Genomic DNA, 17,368 nt, shown 5'->3' with positions numbered 1-17,368 from the left:
GGTGTCTGGTTCAAGCGTTCGATGTGACCACGGGCTGCTCCAGCGCCCCCGTCAGGGTAAAACGGATACCGGCAGGGTCGAAGTCGATGTGTCCCTCGCCGTCGAAGTAGCTGGCAACGATCCGCTCGATCAGCTTGGAGCCGAACCCGCGCCGTTCCGGCGGGATAACCGGCGGACCGCCGCTTTCGATCCATCGGAACTCGAACGTACCATTCGCCGCCTCCCAGATCATGGCGACGCGACCTGTCTCGTTCGACAGCGCCCCATACTTCGCGGCGTTCGTCGCGAGCTCGTGGATGGCGAGGCTTAGACCGAGCGCCCGCTGCGCCGACAGCTCGGCATGGGGCCCTGTCGTGGTGACCCGGTCACCACCCAAGCGGTGCGGAGCGATGGCCGCCTTGACGACCTCTTGGACGTCGGCTTCGGTGAAGTTCGAACGCGTCAGGATGTCCTGCGCCCGCGCGAGCGCCGCAAGGCGGCTCGAGATCGCCTCCCGCGCCTCGTCCATCGTTTGGGCCTGCCGAAGCGTCTGCGTCGCGATCGCCTGCACCATGGCGAGCGAGTTCTTCATGCGGTGCGCCATCTCCTGGGTCAGGACGCGCTGCGCATCTTCCATCCTCTGGCGGGTCAGGGCCACACGAACCCGGTCTCCGACCTGCTCGGCGAACTGACGCTCCCCGTCCGTCCACTGGTGAAGATCGCGCGCGTGGGCGAAGACCACCGCATACAGGCGGCCATCGAAGCTGATGGGAAGGTCCAGGAACGAACGGGTCTGGATCGCTTCGAAGCCTGCCTCCCGGCCGCAGGTGCGCGGATCCGAGGCGACGTCGTCGACCGCGACAAGCTCACCGCGTCTGAGATCCGCGATATAGGAGCCATAGGACGAGAAGGCATGCTGACCGACGACGCTGGGGACCCCGGGCTCGCACCAGTCGGATTGCACGACGATCGTATCCTCGCGAAGGTTTACGATGCCCGAGCCAACGCGGTCGACCTCGAGGCCGTCGGCTAGGCAGCGTGCGGCCGCCGTGATGATCGTCTCCAGGTCCGACCGCCCGCGCAGCTCGTCCGCCAGCGTCAGGAGCGTCGCCTGCCTCCGATCGCGCTTGATGCGCTCCGTGACCTCGATGAAGAACACCGTGAAGCGATCGCCGCCGATCGGCTGCGCGACGCCGTCGTACCAGCGGTCGATCGTGCCGACCCGGCGGGTGAAACGCACTGCCTTGCCCGTTTCGACGACGCCAGCGAACTCGTCGACCCAAGCGTCCTCGATACCGGGAAACACCTCTCGAACGGTGCGTCCCATCGCCGTTCCCCGCGGCACGCCGACGAGGTCGTGCCAGGCATCGTTCACCGCTTCATAGCGCCAGTCGACGACGCGGTCGGCCGTATCCCGGACCACCTCGCCCAGGATGAACCCTTCGTGCAGCGTTTCGAAGACGTTGCGCCACTTCGCTTCGCTGCGGGCCAGCGCCCCTTCCGCCTCGCGGCGTGCCGTGACGTCGGCGATCAGCATCGCGACCCGGCCGCCTCCGACGGGAAAGAGATGCGCGTCGTACCAGCGTCCGAGCGGCTTTGCCTCGCCCTCGAAGCGGATGGCCTCGCCGGTCTTGGCAACGTGCCCGTAGGCGTCGTGCCAATGCTGCTCGATGCCGGGCGCGACCTCGCTGGCATAGCGTCCGACCGCATCGGTTAAGCCGGTGTGGCGCTCGAAAGCAGGATTGGCCTCGATCACGCGGTGATCGACCGGATGCCCCGCTTCGTCGAACTTCACCTCGCTGATACAGAACCCGGCGTCGATGTTCTCGAACAGGGCCCGAAACCGTGCCTCGCTGGCGGCGAGCGCGCTTACCATCCGGTCGCGCTCGAGGCCGGCGGCCCGTCGATCCTCGATGTCGATGAGAACGCCGGGAAAGCTGATCGGCGTGCCGTCCGGCCCATGGTCGACGCGTCCGTTGGCCTCCAGCCAGTAGTAGTTCCCATCGGCCCGCCGTACCCGGTACTGGTGCGCATAGGCGCCGCCGCGGGCAACGGCCTCGTTGATCGCAATGGCGAGGCCCGCCTGGTCGTCCGGGTGAACGGTCTCGACGATCTGCGCGAGCGGGATGCCCTCGCGGCCCATCGCGGGATCGAGCCCAAAGGCTTTGGCGAAGGGCTCGTCGACTGTGAAGCGATCGGCCACGATGTCCCATAACCAGGTGCCGATGATGGCACCGGCTCCCAAGGCAAGCTGGACCCGCTGGATGTTCTCCTGCGCGACGGCCTCGCTCAAACGCAGCTTCTCCGTGGCCGCGGCACGCTCACGCTCGGCGAGGATGCGCGGCGTCGCGTCGGCCGCGACGTTCAGAAGACCGGCAACCGTCCCGGCCTCGTCGTGGACAGGCGAGTAGGAGAAGTCCCACCACGTGTCCTCGGTGTAGCCGTTGCGCGTCATGACGAGCGGCATCGCCTGGAAGGACGTCGTCTCACCCCCGAAGACACGGCTGACCAGCGGACCGATGTCGTCCCAGATCTCCGGCCACACGTCAGCGAACGGTTTGCCGAGCGCCTGCGGATGCCGGGCTCCGAGGAACGGCGCGTAAGCATCGTTGTAGAGGAACGTACGCTCCGGCCCCCAGGCGAGGCACATGGCGTGTCCGGAGCCCATCATGATGTCGACGGTCGTGCGCAGGCTCTGTGGCCAGCCGGCCCGTCCCCCAAGCGGCGTCGCGGACCAGTCGAGGCCAGCCACACGTTCGACCATGGTCGCGCTTTGAACTGGATGGTCCATGACCTCAGGCTCGAGGGTCTGTGGCATGCCTTCGCTCGCTTACGATCCGGCTCGACCTCCGAGCGAAACCATCCTGCGCTAGCCCTAAATCGTTCCTGCCTCAACCGAAAGGTTGGATGCGTCCCTCGTGTAAGGATGACCGTTCGAAACCAGACAATTCCGAAACCACCCGGACGTGTCGATCGACGCCGCACGGTGTCGGCTATCCAGCGGGTGCTGACTGTCCCCAACGGCGAACGATCTCGGCCGCGAGTTGGTGAAGGTCCGGGGCGACGACATCAGGGAACGGGACACCCTCGGCACGCAGCGCCGCGTTCCCGGGCCGCTCGACCAATCCGGCAGAGCACCCGGCGGCCTGAGCGCCGACGGTGTCCCAGACATGGCAGGCGACGAGACAGAGATCGGCCGGCGACACGCCTTCACCATTCGCCACCATTCGGTAGGTCTCGGGCGCCGGCTTGAACCTTCGGACCTGATCGACGCTGTAGCTCCGGTCGAAGAACGAGGCGAGGCCCGCCCGCTCGAGTGGGCTCGGGGCTGCGGACGTGGGCGAGTTCGTCAGCGTGACGAGCCGGAACCCAGCGTGCTTAAGCGCGGCCAGCGCGGGAGCCGCGTCCGGATGCGCCGGCATGGCCCGCAGAAGGGCGCCCAACTCCTCGACGTCGCTCGCCTGGATGGAGACCTGCCGGGTCTCGGCGACCATTCGCAGGACTCCCGAGGCCAGCTCGTCGAAGCGGACGTACAGTCCGGCGAGCGTCAGCGCCTCGGACTGGAGGATGAGTTCGGCGAACCACTGCCGCATCACCGAGGCGTCGGAGAAGAGCCGTGCGAACAGGGGCTCGAGCACGGTGATGTCGAGCAACGTTTCGTTGACGTCGAAGACGATGACGGAAGGGGTCTGCGGCATGTTGGGAATCCTGTTCTTGTCGCCCAAACGGGAGCCATACGGGATCGCGGTCCGTTACCCGTCCCGAAGCATTGCCATGCCGAGCCTCAACCGGAGGGCCGTGGTGATCGCGCACAGAGCGGCGTAGCCGTAGGCGATCGCCGGGAAGTAGGTCGGCACAAGGCACATGGCGACGAAGACCGCGATCGTCTCAGCGCCCTCAGCGAGCGCCCCGACGTAATAGATGCCCTTCGCCGGGAACTTAGCGGACCGCAGGCCCCGGCGCTCGGCGATGAGCGAGAAGGCGAGGAAGCTGGTTCCCGTTCCGACAAAGCTGGCGATGAGGACGGCGGCCGCCAGGGCGTTCGCGGCCGGATCCGCGAGCGCGAAGGCAAGCGGCACGAGCGTGTAGAAGGCGAAGTCGAGAACGATGTCGAGGAACGCGCCCCTGTCCGTCGGACGGGTGGCGCGCGCAACGCTCCCGTCGAGACCGTCGACCAGTCTGTTGGCCGCGATCGCCAGAAGGCCGGCGAGATACCAGTTGGCCCAGATGAGGGCGAAGGCCACGACGCCGAGCCCGAACCCCGTCCACGACAGCGCGTCGGCCCGCACGCCTCGCTTCACGAGCACCCGTGCCATGGGGACGAGGACGCGGTTCTGGAGCGGGATGATGCGATGGTCGAACATGGCGGCTTGCCGGTCCCGTCAGAGGTCGTTGAGCGTCCAGTCATAGGCCAGGAACGCGATCCGCGCGCCCTCCGGCAACTCCACGGGGGCGTTCGCCCGGATCCAGCCGGCCACGTCGCCCCCGTCGAAGTCCTTCCGATACCAGTCCATGACCTTGCTGACGCGAACGGCGGCGCCGTCGGCAGAGTAACCCTTTGCGGGACTGGCGAATGTCCTGGCCACCTGGTCGGCGAGCTGCGCGTCGAGGTTCCGAGCGACATAGGGTTCGGCGCGCAGGTCCGAACAGGAGATCGCCGCGCAGTTGACGGCGAAGTGGATCCTCGGTTCGCCGAGTTTGCGGATGGTCCCGTGCTCAATGTCGTCGAGACTCATTTCCCGACCGCCGATCGGCCAGCGGAAGCGCTTCCAGGGGCTGGCCAGCAAGCCACCGAGGTTCTTGATCGAGCGCGTCTCACCCTCCCGGGTGATGAGATCGACCGTCAGGAAGTTGTAGGCGTTGATCCAGTAGGCGAGCTTCTCCTGCCGACTGGCGGCGGAATTTGGATCGGACGCCAACAGGGCCGCCAGGGCTTCGGCATGCCGCGCGTCCCTGCGCCACGACCCGTAATCGACGCCCGCGTAAGCGATGCCGTTCCTGCGGGCCGGACGGACGTGGGCGCTCAACAGTCCGCCATACGCCGTCGCGAAGCGCTCGTACGATGCGTCGGCCGCGCGAGCCTCGATCGCCCCGCCGGCCAATGTCAGCCCCACGGCGACGAGCGCGACCAGCGCGGTGGTCCCCAAGCGGCCCGACTTCCATTTCCGGTAGGCGACCGGAAGGAGCGCCACGAGGCCGAGCAGCGTGAACGCCACCAGGACGTCGGCCGACACGAGATCCGAGAGGCTCGAGATGGTGCCGAGCTCACGGCCGAGATGCGCATAGACGAACGTGCCGGGAACGATGCCGAGAAGGGTCGCAAGGACGTAGGTCCGCAATCCGACGCCCAAAAGGGCGGGCGCGATGTTGACGGCGAAGAAGGGAAACAGCGGCACGAGCCGCATGAAGAGCAGGTACTCGAAGGCGTTCCGGCGGAAGCTCTCCGAGACCCGCTCGGCCAGGGGGCCGGCACGCGCGCGCAACGCGCCGCCGACCGACGAGCGCGCGACCAGGAAGAGGATGGTCGCGCCGACCGTGGCGGAGACCACGGCGAGCGCCCCGCCGACTAGCGTGCCGAAGAGAAAGCCTCCGAGCAGCGTCATGACGGACGCCGCGGGCAGCGACAGCGCCGTGATCGCGACATAGGCGGCGAAGAAGGTCACCCCCGAGAAGACCGGCCGCGCTTCCACGTAGGACAGAAGCTCCTCGCGTCGCGCCTTCACCGTCTCGATGTTGAGGTAGTCGGTCAGTCCAAGGGCGTAGGCGCCGAGCGTGAGGACGACGATGACCGCGACGAGAACCCATCCGCGACGGGACATGGGGCGAGACCTTTCGATCAACGATGAGAAGCTGAAGGGGGGACGAGAATGGTTCACCAGCGCGGGAGCTTGCGGAGCATGGACACGAGGCGACGTGTCCGATCGCTGAAGAGGGCCGGGCTGTACCAATCCCCCGCGGCCTGCTTGGAGACCTCCGAGAGCGTCGGATAGGGAAGCACGAGGGATGCGACGTCGCGGAGCTTCAACCCCTTCGCGATGGCCAGGGCCCAGAGACCGATCAGCTCACCCGCGCCGGGACCAACGATGGAGCAGCCGAGGATGCGCCCGTTCGGGAGGGCGACGACCTTCAGGAGTCCCTGCCGGCGCCCCTCGGCGACAGCGCGGTCGAGGTTGCCCATGGACTTGGTGAGGCATCGGACCCCGTCGCCGTGCCGCGCCCGTGCGGTCGCGAGGGTCATGCCGACGTGGGCGAGTTCAGGATCCGTGTACGTCACCCAAGGCAAGGCACCATAGTCCACCTTGGCCGGGAGCCGGAAGGCCAGATTCCGGATGACGATCCCGGCATGGTAGCCGGCGACGTGGGTGAACTGCGGTCCCCCGGTACAGTCGCCGACGGCATGGATGCGTCGATTGCTGGTCCGGAGCCGCTTGTCCACGTGAATGCCCTGCCGCCCGCACTCGACCTTCGCCCGGTCGAGAGCCAACCCCTCGACGTTCGCGGCCCGGCCCGTCGCGACGAGGATGTGGGACCCCTCCAGACGGCGTGTCGCTCCGTCGACGACGGCCTCCACGACGTGTCCAGCGTCCCCGTATCGGACGGACCGGACCTCGGCGTGTTCGAGAATGTCGACGCCCTCGCCGATGAGGCTCCGCCGTACCAGCTCGACGGCGTCGGGATCGTCCTTCGACAGGATCGTGCCCCGGCTGACGACGGTGACGCGCGAGCCGAGGCGCCGATGGGCCTGCGCCATCTCGATCCCGATCGGGCCACCCCCTATGATGACGAGATGGGCGGGCACCGTCCCGATGTCGAAGAGGCTCTCGTTCGTCAGGACGCGCGCTGGATCGAGCCCCGGAATGGACGGGATGGCCGCACGCGATCCCACGGCCAGCACAAAATCGCGGGCCCTGATCGTCTCGCCGGCAACGGTCAGAGTCCGCTCGTCGAGGAAGCTTGCATGGCCGCGGATCACGCGCACGCCGAGGCCCTCGAAGCGCTCGACGGAGTCGTGGGGAGCGATCGTCGCGATCACCCCTTGAACATGCGCGTCCACCCCCTGACGGTCGGGGTCGAAGGAATGCGACGGGACGGCCGCCAGATGGGGGGTCCGGTGGGCGTGGACCAGCTTGGCAACCGCAAGCAGGGACTTCGAGGGCACGCAGCCCGTGTTCAGGCAGTCCCCGCCCATTCGCCCGGCTTCGACGAGGACGGTCCGCAAGCCGAGTTGCGCCGCACCGGCCGCCACCGAGAGACCGCCGGATCCGGCGCCGACCACGCAGATGTCGCAGTCCATTCCGTCGCTCATCCGCCGTTCCTCTCAGACTCCTTCACGCCCGCAACGTCAGAAACGGGTTGTGAGGTTGGTTAGCCACTCGGGAGACGCGGCGACGATCGCCGCCTCCGCCTTCTTGTCCAGACCCGAAACGACGAGGATGCCGACGGTCACCAGGACCGCGCCCAGGACCATCTTGCCGCCCCGGCCGGCACCGAGCAGGCGGCCGCGCCATCGAACGAGTGCCTCACGCGACAGGGTGCCGAGCAACAGCAGCGGGAGGGCGGCACCGACGCCGAACGCCAGCATGGTCATCGTGACCTGCCCCAGGTTTTCCCCGCTCGCGGCCATCATGGATGCCGCTCCGAGGGTGGGCCCGACGCAGGGACTCCAGACCGCCCCCAGGAGCAGGCCGACGAGGAACTGACCACCCAGCCCGCTTCCCTCGAAGCCGCCGAACCGATGCTCGGCCCACGTCCCGACCGGGCTCGCAGCCGTTGCGAGCCTCGTCTGAAGCCGCGGAACCATCAGGACCGCGCCGATGCCGACGAGGACGAAGCCCCCGATCGTGCGGAAGACGGCGAGGTCGAGCCCGATCGAAAAGCCGACGAGCGCGACGAACAACCCGATCGCCACGAAGGATATGGCAAGACCCGCGGCCAGCGCCGCGGGTCCCATGCGATGCTGTGAGACCGCGGTGCCCAGCACAACGGGCAGAAGCGGCAAGACGCAGGGCGACAGCGTCGACAGCACGCCCGCCAGCAGTGCGAACAGCGCGGTCACGTTCACTCTCCCTTCGTGGAGGCGAACAGGGCCGCGATGGAGGCCGGGTTCGTGTCTCCGACGGAGCGACCGGTTTCCTTGGCTCCGTCGAAGGCGATCAACGTGGACTGCATCCGGGCGTTCAATGCCCGAACGACGTCCTTCTGGTCGTCGAACGACACGTGGAAGATCTTCATGTCGGCATGCGCGGGGTCGGCCGCGAGCTTTTCGATGATCGGCTTCTGCGCGGCGCAGGTCGGACACCACGGCGCCGCGATGTCGACGACGATCGGCTTTCCGTCCGTCTGTGCCTTCTCGAAGGCGGCCATCTCGAAGGGCGCGATCTCGGCAGCGGACGCGGTGGCGCTCGCGAACGCGGAAACGGAAAGAACGATCGCCGCCGCGGCGGTCCTCAGGGTCATGACGCTCATGTGTAGTCCTCCGTCTACAGTCAGGGCTACCGTTTTGGAGCGGTCGATCTAAAATAACAAGCAGTCGACCGGCTCATGTCGGCGTCGTGATCCACCAAGGATTTTGCGTGATGGGACGTAACAGGAGCTTCGAAGAGAGCGAAGCACTCGACAGGGCGGTGGAGCGGTTCTGGTCCCATGGCTATGCCGCATCGTCCGTGCGCGACCTCGGAAGGGCCATGGGCATGAACCCCGCAAGTTTCTACAACGCCTTCGGCGACAAGCGGTCCCTCTTCAAGCGGTCGCTCCAGCACTATCTGGACGGGTCGAGCCGCAAGCGTGTCGCGCTGCTCGACGCAAGCCCCGCCCCCCGGGAGGCGATCGTCGCCTTCCTAGACGCCGTCGTCGAAGCTTCGGCGCGAAGCCGGGACGGCTGCCTCCTCGTGAACTCGGCGGCAGAGGTGGCGGCGCATGACCGCGAACTCGGCGACGACGTCGCGGCCGGCCTGCGCGAGGTGGAGGAGGCTCTCCACAGGGCCGTCCTGCGCGGTCAGGCCGACGGCTCCATCTCGAATCGCTTGGATGCCGCGGCTTTCGCGAAGGCCATCCTCGGCACGATCGTCTCGATCCGCGTGATGGCGCGCACGGCCGCGGGCACTGCCTACTTCCGCGCGCTCGCGGACACACAGATCGCGATGCTGTCGCCGGTTCCGCCCGACGGGATCGGATCGGAGCACCCGACGGCCGGCGGCTGAGACGCACCGCACCGCCGCACGGACACCCCAAAACCAAGGACAACGTCATGAACCACACGACCCCGCTTCCCGGCGACAGCGCCCCCGCCCTCAGGTTCCGCGTGCTCGGAGGGGAGGCGTTCGATCTCTCGGATGCCAAGTCCGAGAATATCACCGCCATCTTCTTCTACCGCGGGGTTCATTGCCCGATCTGCAAGAGCCAGTTGGAAGAGCTGTCCGGCAAGCTCGAGGCGTTCCACAAGCTCGGCGTCGAGGTCCGCGCGGTCTCGATGGACTCCCATGAGCGCGCCGAGCGACAGGCGACCGAGTGGAACGTCGGTGCGCTCCCGATCGGATACGGGCTGTCCGAGGAGAGCGCACGCGCCTGGAGCCTCTTCATCTCCGCCAAGGCGAAGGATCCCGAGCCCGATCGCTTCGCCGAGCCCGGGATCGCCGTCCTGTATCCCGACGGACGCGTTTACGCGCTCCATCTACAGAACGTCCCCTTCGCCCGGCCGCGGCTGGACGATCTCCTCGGGGGCCTGAAGTTCATCATCGAGAACGACTACCCGGTCCGCGGCTCGGTGCAGGCCGGGAACTGACGCCCGTCGACGCGCCACATCCCAGTCGTTGCCGGATCCCCGTTCAGAATACGGAAAATGCCCTTTGACCGAACGTCCGACCGTCCACTTCTCGCCATCTCGCCGGCATGTCGTTCTCGGCCTCGCCGGACTCGTTCTGTCGGGGTGCGCCTCCCTGCCGCGCCAGCAGGCCCGGGCCATTCCGGCCGCGGCTCCCCCGCCGCCGCCGAGGCCCCTCATGTACGATGCCATGCCGGACGAGGCGTTCCCGGTTCCGGCGGTCGACGTCTCGAAGGTGGACCCGCGCTTCTGGAGAAGCGAAGTCGCAAACACAACGAACGAGCCCCCGGGGACGCTGGTGGTCGATACTGACGCGAAGTACCTCTATTTCACGCAGGCCGATGGCTCCGCGGTGCGCTACGGGATCGGCGTCGGTCGCGAGGGCTTTTCCTGGTCCGGCCGTGCCAAGGTCCAGTACAAGCGCAAGTGGCCCCGCTGGACGCCGCCGGACGAGATGGTCGCCCGGCAGCCCGAACTCGAGCCGTACTCCATCGCCAACGGCGGAATGGATCCGGGCCTGACGAACCCCCTCAGCGCGCGCGCCCTCTACATCTTCCAGGACGGCCGCGACACGCTCTACCGCCTGCATGGGACGCACCAGGAATGGTCGATCGGCCGAGCGGTCTCGTCGGGATGCATCCGCCTCCTGAACCAGGACGTCGCCGACCTCTACGAGCGCGTCCCCGACGGGACGCCGATCGTGGTGCTGCCGTCCAGCGCTCCCGCGGCTGCCGCTTGACGGCGAGCCATCCGAGCGAAGCCCATCCGCGCGGTCGGGGCGCTCCGCCGCGTCTCCTGCTGCTCGGCGGCGGTCATGCGCATGTCGAGGTGATCAGGCGCCTCGGTCTCGCCCGTGCCGGAAACTGCGAGCCGCTGCTGGTCTCCCCGGCGCGCCTCACGCCCTATTCCGGCATGCTGCCCGGCTTCGTCGCCGGGGACTACGGCTTCGACGACATCCATGTCGATCTCCCGGCGCTCTGCGCGGCCTCGGACATCGCCTTTCGGCAGGGCGAGGCGACAGGCATCGACGCCGAGCGACGGAGCGTCGCCCTCGCCGACGGCTCGGTTCTTTCCTACGACCTGCTCTCCCTCGACATCGGTTCGCGACCGTCTCATCCGAGGGGTGCCCAAGAAGGCATCGCGGTGAAGCCGATCGCCTCCTTCGCGGAGCGGCTTCCCGACCTCGACCGACTGGTGCGAAGCGCCGACCATCCCGTCCGCCTTGCTGTCGTGGGACAGGGAGTGGCGGGCGTGGAGATCGCGTTCGCGCTCCGCCTACGCTTCGCCCGCAGCCCGGACCGCCGGCCCGTGGAGATCCTGCTGGTCGGGCGTTCGAACGAACCCATGCCATCTCGCGGCGCACTCGCACGTCGGTTGGTAGCGAAGGAGCTTCGCAAGGCGGACATCGCCACGGTCGATGGCTTCGACGCGGTCGCGTTCGTCGACGGTGTGCTCGTGGCCTCCGACGGACGCCAACTCGACGTCCAGGAAGTGATCTGGACGACCTCGAGCGCGGCACCGCCCTGGCTTCGGTCCAGCGGTCTCGCTCTCGACGAACGCGGCTTCGTACGCGTCGACCGTCACCTCCGCTCGATCTCGCATCCCGCGGTGTTTGCCGCGGGCGACGTCGCATCCCTTTACGATCCCCGCCCCAAGTCGGGCGTCTTCGCGGTCCGTGCCGGCCCCGTCCTTCACCACAACCTTCGGCAGGCGCTGTCCGGTGCGACGCTGCGCGCCTTTCGGCCGCAACGGCACTGGCTGGCGTTGATCTCGCTCGCGAACGGGAGCGCGATCGCCGACAAGTGGGGACTGGCGGCGAGCGGGCGCTGGGTCGCTCGCTGGAAGCGCTGGAGCGACACCAGTTTCGTCGAGCGCTACGCGATCCCGCCGCGCGCTTCATCACGAGGAGGCAACCGCCCATGAGACGAGCGAAGCATCTGACCCTTGCCGCCGCCCTGGCCCTCATGCTCCTACCGTCTGCGCTCCCGGCGGGGCCCGCGCATGCGGTCGAGGCGACGTCGCCCGAATGGCAGGCGACGCTCGCCGCGGCGGAGGGCCAGTCCGTCCAGTTCCATGCCTGGGGCGGGTCGCCCAACATCAACGACTACATCACCTGGGCCGGCGGCATCGTCAGGGACCGCTACGGCATCACGCTGAACCACGTGAAGCTCGAGGACACCGCGACCGCGGTCTCGGCGATCGTCGCCGAGAAGGCGGCCGGGCGCCTTCAGGGCGGATCGGTCGATCTCGTGTGGATCAACGGAGAGAACTTCGCGTCCCTCAAGGAGCAAGGGCTGCTGGCGGACGGCTTCGCAACGGACTTGCCGAACTGGCGCTACGTCGACACCAGCAACCCCGGGGCCACGACGGACTTCACGCTGCCGATCGAGGGACAGGAGTCTCCCTGGGGCCGCGCCAAGCTGGTGTTCTTCTACGATTCCGCGCGCACCGCCGAGGCGGACCTGCCCCGCTCCGCCGCGGACCTCATGACTTTTGCCAAGGCCCATCCCGGGCGCTTCTCCTATCCGGCACCGCCCGACTTCGTCGGATCGTCTTTCCTCAAGCAGGTGCTGCTGGAACAGGTCGCCGACCGCAGCCTCCTCGAGCGCCCCGTGGACGAGGCGGCGTTCGCCAGCGTGACGGCACCCCTCTGGACTTATCTCGACGCGCTGAACCCGCTCCTATGGCGCGGGGGGCGCGACTTTCCAGCCAACTACCCGGCCATGAAACAGCTCCTCGCCGACGGTGAACTCGACATCATCTTCGCCTTCAATCCCGGGGAGGCCTCGGCAGGAATAGCGGCGGGCGAGTTGCCCGACACGGTGCGTTCCTTCACCTTCCCCGGCGGGACCCTCGGCAACACGCACTACGTGGCGATCCCCTTCAACTCGGGCTCGCAGGCGGCTGCGAAGGTCGTCGCCGACTTCCTCCTCTCGCCGGAGGCGCAGCTCCGCAAGGAGGATCCGTCCCATTGGGGCGATCCGACCGTACTCGACATGGCCAAGCTGCCGCAGCCCGAGCGCGCCGCATTCGAGGGGCTCGACCTCGGTCCGGCGACGTTGCAAGCGTCCGAGCTCGGCCCGGTCCTGTCCGAGCCTCATCCCAGTTGGATGACCCGCCTCGAAGCCGAGTGGATGAAGCGCTACGGCACGGGACGATGATGCGGGTGGCGAGGACGAGCGCAGGCCCGGGGATCGGGACGGCGGCCGGACGGGGGTCCGGTCCCGTCGCCATAGGCGTCGCGCTACTCCTCGCCGCACCCGTCGTGGCAGGGCTGCTCGGCGTTCTCCTGCCGGCCTTCGGCTTCCTTCCGGCGCTCGGTGGCTCGTCGGCGACCACGGCGCCCTTTCGCGCCCTGTTCGCCGAGCCGGCTCTTGCGGCGTCGGTGACCCTGTCCTTCGCCACCGGGCTGGCGACCACGCTCATGTCGGTCGGGGCGACCGCGCTGTTCCTTGCGTCCTTCTCCGGCACGCGGACGTTCGCCCTCGTCCAGCGCCTCCTGTCGCCGGTGCTTTCCGTGCCGCACGCGGCAGCCGCCTTCGGCCTCGCCTTCCTGATCGCGCCCTCGGGACTGTTCATGCGGGCCGTCGCCGGCCCGTTCGGCCTCGACCGCCCACCGGACCTTCTCATCGTCGGCGATCCCTGGGGACTGGCGCTCATGTCCGGCCTTGTCGCCAAGGAACTGCCCTTCCTGCTCCTCGTCGCCATCGCCGCCTTGCCGCAGGTCGATCCCGAACGCCGGATGATGGTGGCTCGGTCACTGGGGTACGGGCGTGTCGCCGGCTTCCTCACCTGCGTCTGGCCGGGCGTCTACCGTCAGATCCGACTGCCCGTCCTGGCGGTCGCGGCATACGGTTCCTCGGTCGTCGACGTCGCCTTGATCCTCGGCCCCTCCCTCCCGCCGACGCTCGCCGTGCGTCTCGTTCGCTGGATGTCGGATCCCGACCTGTCCTTCCGTTTCCTCGCCTCCGCAGGTGCGATCCTGCAACTCGGCGTGACCCTCGCCGTGGTGGCCGCCTGGCTCGCGGTCGAGCGGGCGGCCGGAATGGCGATGGCGATCCTCGGGAACTCGGGACGGCGCGGACAAGCGGACGGAGCGGTCCGGTTCGCGGCCGCGGGCATCGTCGGCCTTGCCTTGTCGACGGTCGGCGCCGGTCTCGTCGTTCTGGCGCTCTGGTCTGCTGCCGGGCTCTGGCAGTTCCCCGACCTTCTTCCCGCCAGGCTGTCGGGAACGACCTGGCTCCGGGCCTGGTCCAGCGCGTCGGGCCCGTTGATCACCACTCTTGCCGTCGCCGCGACATCGGCCCTGATCGCGCTCGTCCTCGTCGTCGCCCTTCTCGAATCCCACCGCCGGAGCCAGCGCGGGGACGACATCCGACTGCCCCGGGTGATGGCCGGGCTGATCTACCTGCCGCTCGTCGTGCCGCAGGTCGCATTCCTGTTCGGCCTTCAGATCCTCGTCCTGTCGCTGAGGGCCGAGGCGTCCCTTTCGCTTCTCGTCGCGACGCATCTCGTCTTCGTCGTGCCCTATGTGACGCTCGCGCTGGCGGCGCCCTGGTATGCGCTCGATCCACGCTACGAACGGGTCGCGGCGGGTCTCGGGACGTCGCGCCTACGCTCGCTCCTGCGCGTCCGGCTGCCGATGCTGGCCGCGGCGCTGGCCACCGCCTTCGCCGTCGGCTTCTCCGTCTCGGTCGGCCAGTATCTTCCCACCCTCCTCATCGGCGCCGGACGCTTCCCGACGATCACGACGGAAGCGGTGGCGCTCTCGTCGGGCGGCAACCCGCGCATCGTCGGCACGTATGCGTTGCTCCAGACGCTGCTGCCGACGATCGTGTTCATTCTCGCCGGCAGCGTCCCCATGCTCTTCGCCACTAAATCGGGACGGCTGACGTGACGGTGGCCACGAGCGATGGGACCCTGAGGCTTGAAGCGGTCCGCATCTCGCTGCGCGGGCGGCTTCTGCTGGACATCGACGCGGCGATCGAGGCCGGGAGCGTCCTGACCATTCGCGGCCCGTCCGGCTCCGGCAAGTCGAGCCTGTTCGCGCTTCTGGCAGGCTTCCTGAACCCGAGCTTCACAGCCTCCGGCAAGGCGATCCTCGGCGGCCGGGATCTTCTCGCGCTTGCGCCCGAAGCGCGCGGCGTCGGCTTGATGTTCCAGGACGCCCTCCTGTTCCCGCACATGAGCGTCGGCCGCAACCTCACCTTCGCGATCCCTGCCGTCCGGCGCGGGCGCGGCCTCCGCAAGTCGATGGCGGAGGACATGCTGGAGGGGCTCGGGCTCGCCGGAACCTTCGACCGCTTTCCCATTACCCTGTCTGGCGGCCAGGCGGCTCGCGTGTCGCTGGCGCGGACGCTCCTTAGCGAGCCGCGGCTGCTCCTGCTCGACGAACCCTTCTCACGTCTCGATGCCGCCTTGCGACCGGAGATTCGCGCATTGGTGTTCCGCGAGGTCGCGACGCGCCGCATTCCCGCGCTTCTCGTCACGCACGATGCCGATGACACTCCAACGGACGGGAAGGTCATCGAGATCGGCGGCTGAACGAATTGAAGAGTGTGCTCCGAGAGCTGCGTAGCCAATGGGCCCATACGCTCGTTCGCCACGAATCCTTGAACATTACAATGATGTTTGCAATATCGTAGGGATGAACGACGATTCAGCCGTTGCAGCCTTGTCCGCCCTTGCTCACGCCGACCGCCTCGCGGCCTTCCGGATGCTCGTCCGTGCCGGCCCGAACGGCATGCCGTCCGGTGAGATCGCCGAGGCGTTGTCCATCGCGCCGACGCGGATGAGCTTCCACCTCGCGACGCTGGAGCGCGCCAAGCTCCTGCGCTCGTGGCGCGACGGCCGCCGCATCCTTTACGCGGCGAGCTACGACGACATGCGCCGGCTCCTCGCCTTCCTGACGGAGGACTGCTGTTCGGGGAACCCGGAGATCTGCGGGAACCTCGGAGCCGATCTCCTCGCCCCCTCCTGCCCGTCGGAGACATGTCCGTGACCGTCACGATCTACCACAACCCCGCCTGCGGCACGTCCCGCAACACGCTGGAGATGATCCGCCGGTCCGGCGAGGACCCGCAGGTGATCGAGTACCTAAAGGACCCGCTGAGCCGCGAGGTGCTGGCCGAACTCCTAGACATGATGGGCCTGAAGCCGCGGGACATTCTTCGGGAGAAGGGCACCCCCTACGCCGAACTCGGCCTTGGGGACCAGACGCTGGCCGACGACGCCCTCCTCGACGCCATGATGGCGCACCCGATCCTGATCAACCGCCCGATCGTCGTGACGGACAGGGGCGCCGCGCTCTGCCGCCCGTCGGAGAGGGTGCTGCCGCTTCTCGACAACCCCGTCGCCACCTTCACCAAGGAGGACGGGGAAACCGTTGGAGGCTATCGGGCATGATGCCGAGGCTTGACGCGACCGCCGTTGACGATCCGGCCGGTCTCGTCGGCCTCCTGTCTGCGGCGGGGCTACCGACCGAGGACGTGGCGGAGCCCGGCCGGGTGTTCCTGCGCTACGCCAACGAGGGCCGCGAGTTCGTCGGGATCGGCGGCTTCGAACCCCTTGGGGCCGCCGTCCTCCTGCGATCCATCGCCGTCGCTCCCGAGCATCGCGGGCACGGCATTGGTCGATCCATTACCGCCAATCTCATGGGACGGGCCAGGCAGCGGGGCGCGGCCGACGCGTTCGCCTTCACAAACGGAGAGCGGACCTTCCTCGCAGCGCTCGGCTTCCGCCGCATCGAACGGACGGAGGCACCCGCCGCGGTGCTGGCGACACGGCAGGCCACGGGCCTCTGTGCGGCCTCGGCCGTTTTGTGGCAAAAGGAGACTGGACGATGACGGAACCCGCCGCTCTCGACCTGCCCTCCGTCAATCTCGACCAGCTTCGACCGATCGACGGGGACGCGCTCGCCGGCCCCGGCGTCCCGACGCACTCGCCGCGCATCCTTGTCCTCTATGGCTCGATCCGCGAGCGGTCCTACTCCCGCCTCCTGTCCGAGGAGGCCGGTCGCCTCCTACGGTGGTTCGGCTGCGAGGTGCGCACCTTCGATCCCCGCGGCCTGCCGCTGCCGGACGGGGCGGAGCCCGACCACCCGAAGGTCAAGGAACTCCGCGACCTCGCCGACTGGTCGGAAGGCATGGTCTGGGTCAGCCCGGAGCGCCACGGCGCGATGACTGGGATCATGAAGGCGCAGATCGACTGGATACCCCTCGCCCTCGGCGCCAAGCGCCCGACGCAGGGCAAGACGCTGGCCGTCATGGAGGTGTCGGGTGGCTCGCAGTCCTTCAACGCCGTGAACCAGATGCGCATTCTCGGCCGCTGGATGCGCATGGTGACGATCCCGAACCAGTCGTCGGTCCCGAAGGCGTTCCTTGAGTTCGACGAGGCGGGGCGCATGAAGCCGTCGGCTTATCTCAGCCGCGTCGTCGATGTCTGCGAGGAGTTGGTGAAGTTCACCCATCTCGTGCGCGGCCGCTCCGACTACCTGACGAACCGCTATTCCGAGCGCGTCGAGAGCGCCGAGCAACTCTCGGCGCGCGTGAACCAGCGCACCCTCTGATC

The 17,368-nt window shown here is 68.1% G+C and carries 18 protein-coding genes; 11 read left to right on the top strand and 7 right to left on the bottom strand.

Going from position 1 to position 17,368, the window contains the following annotated elements:
* Nucleotides 1–10: 10 nt before the first annotated feature.
* The 7 genes from ACLNGM_RS07350 to ACLNGM_RS07320 all read right to left on the bottom strand — a co-directional run bounded on the left by ACLNGM_RS07350 (nucleotide 11) and on the right by ACLNGM_RS07320 (nucleotide 8,436).
* A complete protein-coding gene (locus ACLNGM_RS07350; protein WP_416357784.1) occupies nucleotides 11–2,797 on the bottom strand; it encodes a PAS domain-containing protein in 2,787 nt (928 codons plus the stop codon).
* Nucleotides 2,798–2,972: 175 nt separating this feature from the next.
* Nucleotides 2,973–3,677 (bottom strand): haloacid dehalogenase type II, encoded by a 705-nt coding sequence (locus ACLNGM_RS07345; RefSeq protein WP_416357783.1) that lies wholly within the window; start codon nucleotides 3,675–3,677, stop codon nucleotides 2,973–2,975.
* Nucleotides 3,678–3,731: 54 nt separating this feature from the next.
* A complete protein-coding gene (locus ACLNGM_RS07340; protein ID WP_416357782.1) occupies nucleotides 3,732–4,343 on the bottom strand; it encodes a CDP-alcohol phosphatidyltransferase family protein in 612 nt (203 codons plus the stop codon).
* A gap of 18 nt (nucleotides 4,344–4,361) precedes the next feature.
* Nucleotides 4,362–5,798: a DUF547 domain-containing protein gene (locus ACLNGM_RS07335; protein ID WP_416357781.1), complete on the bottom strand. Its 1,437-nt coding sequence runs from the start codon at nucleotides 5,796–5,798 to the stop codon at nucleotides 4,362–4,364.
* Nucleotides 5,799–5,851: 53 nt separating this feature from the next.
* The gene (locus ACLNGM_RS07330; RefSeq protein ID WP_416357780.1) at nucleotides 5,852–7,285 is read right to left on the bottom strand and encodes a dihydrolipoyl dehydrogenase family protein; all 1,434 of its coding nucleotides are present in this window, start codon (nucleotides 7,283–7,285) and stop codon (nucleotides 5,852–5,854) included.
* Between the two features lie 36 nt (nucleotides 7,286–7,321).
* Nucleotides 7,322–8,041 (bottom strand): cytochrome c biogenesis CcdA family protein, encoded by a 720-nt coding sequence (locus ACLNGM_RS07325; protein ID WP_058602555.1) that lies wholly within the window; start codon nucleotides 8,039–8,041, stop codon nucleotides 7,322–7,324.
* Nucleotides 8,038–8,436 carry a thioredoxin family protein gene (locus ACLNGM_RS07320; protein WP_416358406.1) on the bottom strand — a complete coding sequence of 133 codons (399 nt, stop codon included), beginning with the start codon at nucleotides 8,434–8,436 and terminating at the stop codon, nucleotides 8,038–8,040. The genes ACLNGM_RS07325 and ACLNGM_RS07320 overlap by 4 nt, the downstream gene beginning before the upstream one ends.
* Before the next feature lie 119 nt (nucleotides 8,437–8,555).
* Between ACLNGM_RS07320 and ACLNGM_RS07315 the strand changes: the two genes are divergently transcribed.
* The 11 genes from ACLNGM_RS07315 (at nucleotide 8,556) to arsH (ending at nucleotide 17,366) form a co-directional block, all read left to right on the top strand.
* Nucleotides 8,556–9,179 (top strand): TetR/AcrR family transcriptional regulator, encoded by a 624-nt coding sequence (locus ACLNGM_RS07315; protein ID WP_416357779.1) that lies wholly within the window; start codon nucleotides 8,556–8,558, stop codon nucleotides 9,177–9,179.
* Between the two features lie 47 nt (nucleotides 9,180–9,226).
* On the top strand, nucleotides 9,227–9,760 hold the full coding sequence (locus ACLNGM_RS07310; protein WP_416357778.1) for a redoxin domain-containing protein: 534 nt from the start codon (nucleotides 9,227–9,229) through the stop codon (nucleotides 9,758–9,760).
* 64 nt (nucleotides 9,761–9,824) lie between these two features.
* The gene (locus tag ACLNGM_RS07305) at nucleotides 9,825–10,538 is read left to right on the top strand and encodes a L,D-transpeptidase (protein ID WP_294641659.1); all 714 of its coding nucleotides are present in this window, start codon (nucleotides 9,825–9,827) and stop codon (nucleotides 10,536–10,538) included.
* A complete protein-coding gene (locus ACLNGM_RS07300; RefSeq protein WP_416357777.1) occupies nucleotides 10,535–11,722 on the top strand; it encodes an FAD-dependent oxidoreductase in 1,188 nt (395 codons plus the stop codon). The genes ACLNGM_RS07305 and ACLNGM_RS07300 overlap by 4 nt, the downstream gene beginning before the upstream one ends.
* Nucleotides 11,719–12,960 (top strand): ABC transporter substrate-binding protein, encoded by a 1,242-nt coding sequence (locus tag ACLNGM_RS07295; protein ID WP_416357776.1) that lies wholly within the window; start codon nucleotides 11,719–11,721, stop codon nucleotides 12,958–12,960. Before ACLNGM_RS07300 ends, ACLNGM_RS07295 begins: the two co-directional genes overlap by 4 nt.
* A gap of 5 nt (nucleotides 12,961–12,965) precedes the next feature.
* A complete protein-coding gene (locus ACLNGM_RS07290) occupies nucleotides 12,966–14,696 on the top strand; it encodes an ABC transporter permease (protein WP_416357775.1) in 1,731 nt (576 codons plus the stop codon).
* Nucleotides 14,693–15,343 carry an ATP-binding cassette domain-containing protein gene (locus ACLNGM_RS07285; RefSeq protein WP_294641655.1) on the top strand — a complete coding sequence of 217 codons (651 nt, stop codon included), beginning with the start codon at nucleotides 14,693–14,695 and terminating at the stop codon, nucleotides 15,341–15,343. The genes ACLNGM_RS07290 and ACLNGM_RS07285 overlap by 4 nt, the downstream gene beginning before the upstream one ends.
* 103 nt (nucleotides 15,344–15,446) lie before the next feature.
* Complete coding sequence (locus tag ACLNGM_RS07280) at nucleotides 15,447–15,800, top strand: ArsR/SmtB family transcription factor (RefSeq protein ID WP_294641654.1); 354 nt, start codon at nucleotides 15,447–15,449, stop codon at nucleotides 15,798–15,800.
* Nucleotides 15,797–16,204: an arsenate reductase (glutaredoxin) gene (gene arsC, locus ACLNGM_RS07275; RefSeq protein ID WP_294641653.1), complete on the top strand. Its 408-nt coding sequence runs from the start codon at nucleotides 15,797–15,799 to the stop codon at nucleotides 16,202–16,204. Before ACLNGM_RS07280 ends, arsC begins: the two co-directional genes overlap by 4 nt.
* Nucleotides 16,201–16,644, top strand: coding sequence for a GNAT family N-acetyltransferase (locus ACLNGM_RS07270; protein WP_416357774.1), 444 nt, complete (start codon nucleotides 16,201–16,203; stop codon nucleotides 16,642–16,644). The genes arsC and ACLNGM_RS07270 overlap by 4 nt, the downstream gene beginning before the upstream one ends.
* Complete coding sequence (gene arsH, locus ACLNGM_RS07265; RefSeq protein WP_416357773.1) at nucleotides 16,641–17,366, top strand: arsenical resistance protein ArsH; 726 nt, start codon at nucleotides 16,641–16,643, stop codon at nucleotides 17,364–17,366. The genes ACLNGM_RS07270 and arsH overlap by 4 nt, the downstream gene beginning before the upstream one ends.
* The last annotated feature ends 2 nt before the right edge of the window (nucleotides 17,367–17,368 follow it).

It is taken from the genome of Aureimonas phyllosphaerae, from assembly GCF_047943035.1.
GTDB classification, from domain to species: domain Bacteria; phylum Pseudomonadota; class Alphaproteobacteria; order Rhizobiales; family Rhizobiaceae; genus Aureimonas; species Aureimonas phyllosphaerae.
This window is presented reverse-complemented; position numbering and strand designations above follow the sequence as displayed.

What these genes read in the sequence shown, in the direction of transcription:
- ACLNGM_RS07280 (WP_294641654.1), top strand. Translation starts at nt 15,447, where the DNA reads ATGAACGACGATTCAGCCGTTGCAGCCTTGTCCGCCCTTGCTCACGCC.
- ACLNGM_RS07315 (WP_416357779.1), top strand. Translation starts at nt 8,556, where the DNA reads ATGGGACGTAACAGGAGCTTCGAAGAGAGCGAAGCACTCGACAGGGCG.
- ACLNGM_RS07340 (WP_416357782.1), bottom strand. Translation starts at nt 4,343, where the DNA reads ATGTTCGACCATCGCATCATCCCGCTCCAGAACCGCGTCCTCGTCCCC.
- arsH (WP_416357773.1), top strand. Translation starts at nt 16,641, where the DNA reads ATGACGGAACCCGCCGCTCTCGACCTGCCCTCCGTCAATCTCGACCAG.
- ACLNGM_RS07330 (WP_416357780.1), bottom strand. Translation starts at nt 7,285, where the DNA reads ATGAGCGACGGAATGGACTGCGACATCTGCGTGGTCGGCGCCGGATCC.
- ACLNGM_RS07350 (WP_416357784.1), bottom strand. Translation starts at nt 2,797, where the DNA reads ATGCCACAGACCCTCGAGCCTGAGGTCATGGACCATCCAGTTCAAAGC.
- ACLNGM_RS07295 (WP_416357776.1), top strand. Translation starts at nt 11,719, where the DNA reads ATGAGACGAGCGAAGCATCTGACCCTTGCCGCCGCCCTGGCCCTCATG.
- ACLNGM_RS07270 (WP_416357774.1), top strand. Translation starts at nt 16,201, where the DNA reads ATGATGCCGAGGCTTGACGCGACCGCCGTTGACGATCCGGCCGGTCTC.
- ACLNGM_RS07320 (WP_416358406.1), bottom strand. Translation starts at nt 8,436, where the DNA reads ATGACCCTGAGGACCGCCGCGGCGGCGATCGTTCTTTCCGTTTCCGCG.
- ACLNGM_RS07335 (WP_416357781.1), bottom strand. Translation starts at nt 5,798, where the DNA reads ATGTCCCGTCGCGGATGGGTTCTCGTCGCGGTCATCGTCGTCCTCACG.
- ACLNGM_RS07310 (WP_416357778.1), top strand. Translation starts at nt 9,227, where the DNA reads ATGAACCACACGACCCCGCTTCCCGGCGACAGCGCCCCCGCCCTCAGG.
- ACLNGM_RS07345 (WP_416357783.1), bottom strand. Translation starts at nt 3,677, where the DNA reads ATGCCGCAGACCCCTTCCGTCATCGTCTTCGACGTCAACGAAACGTTG.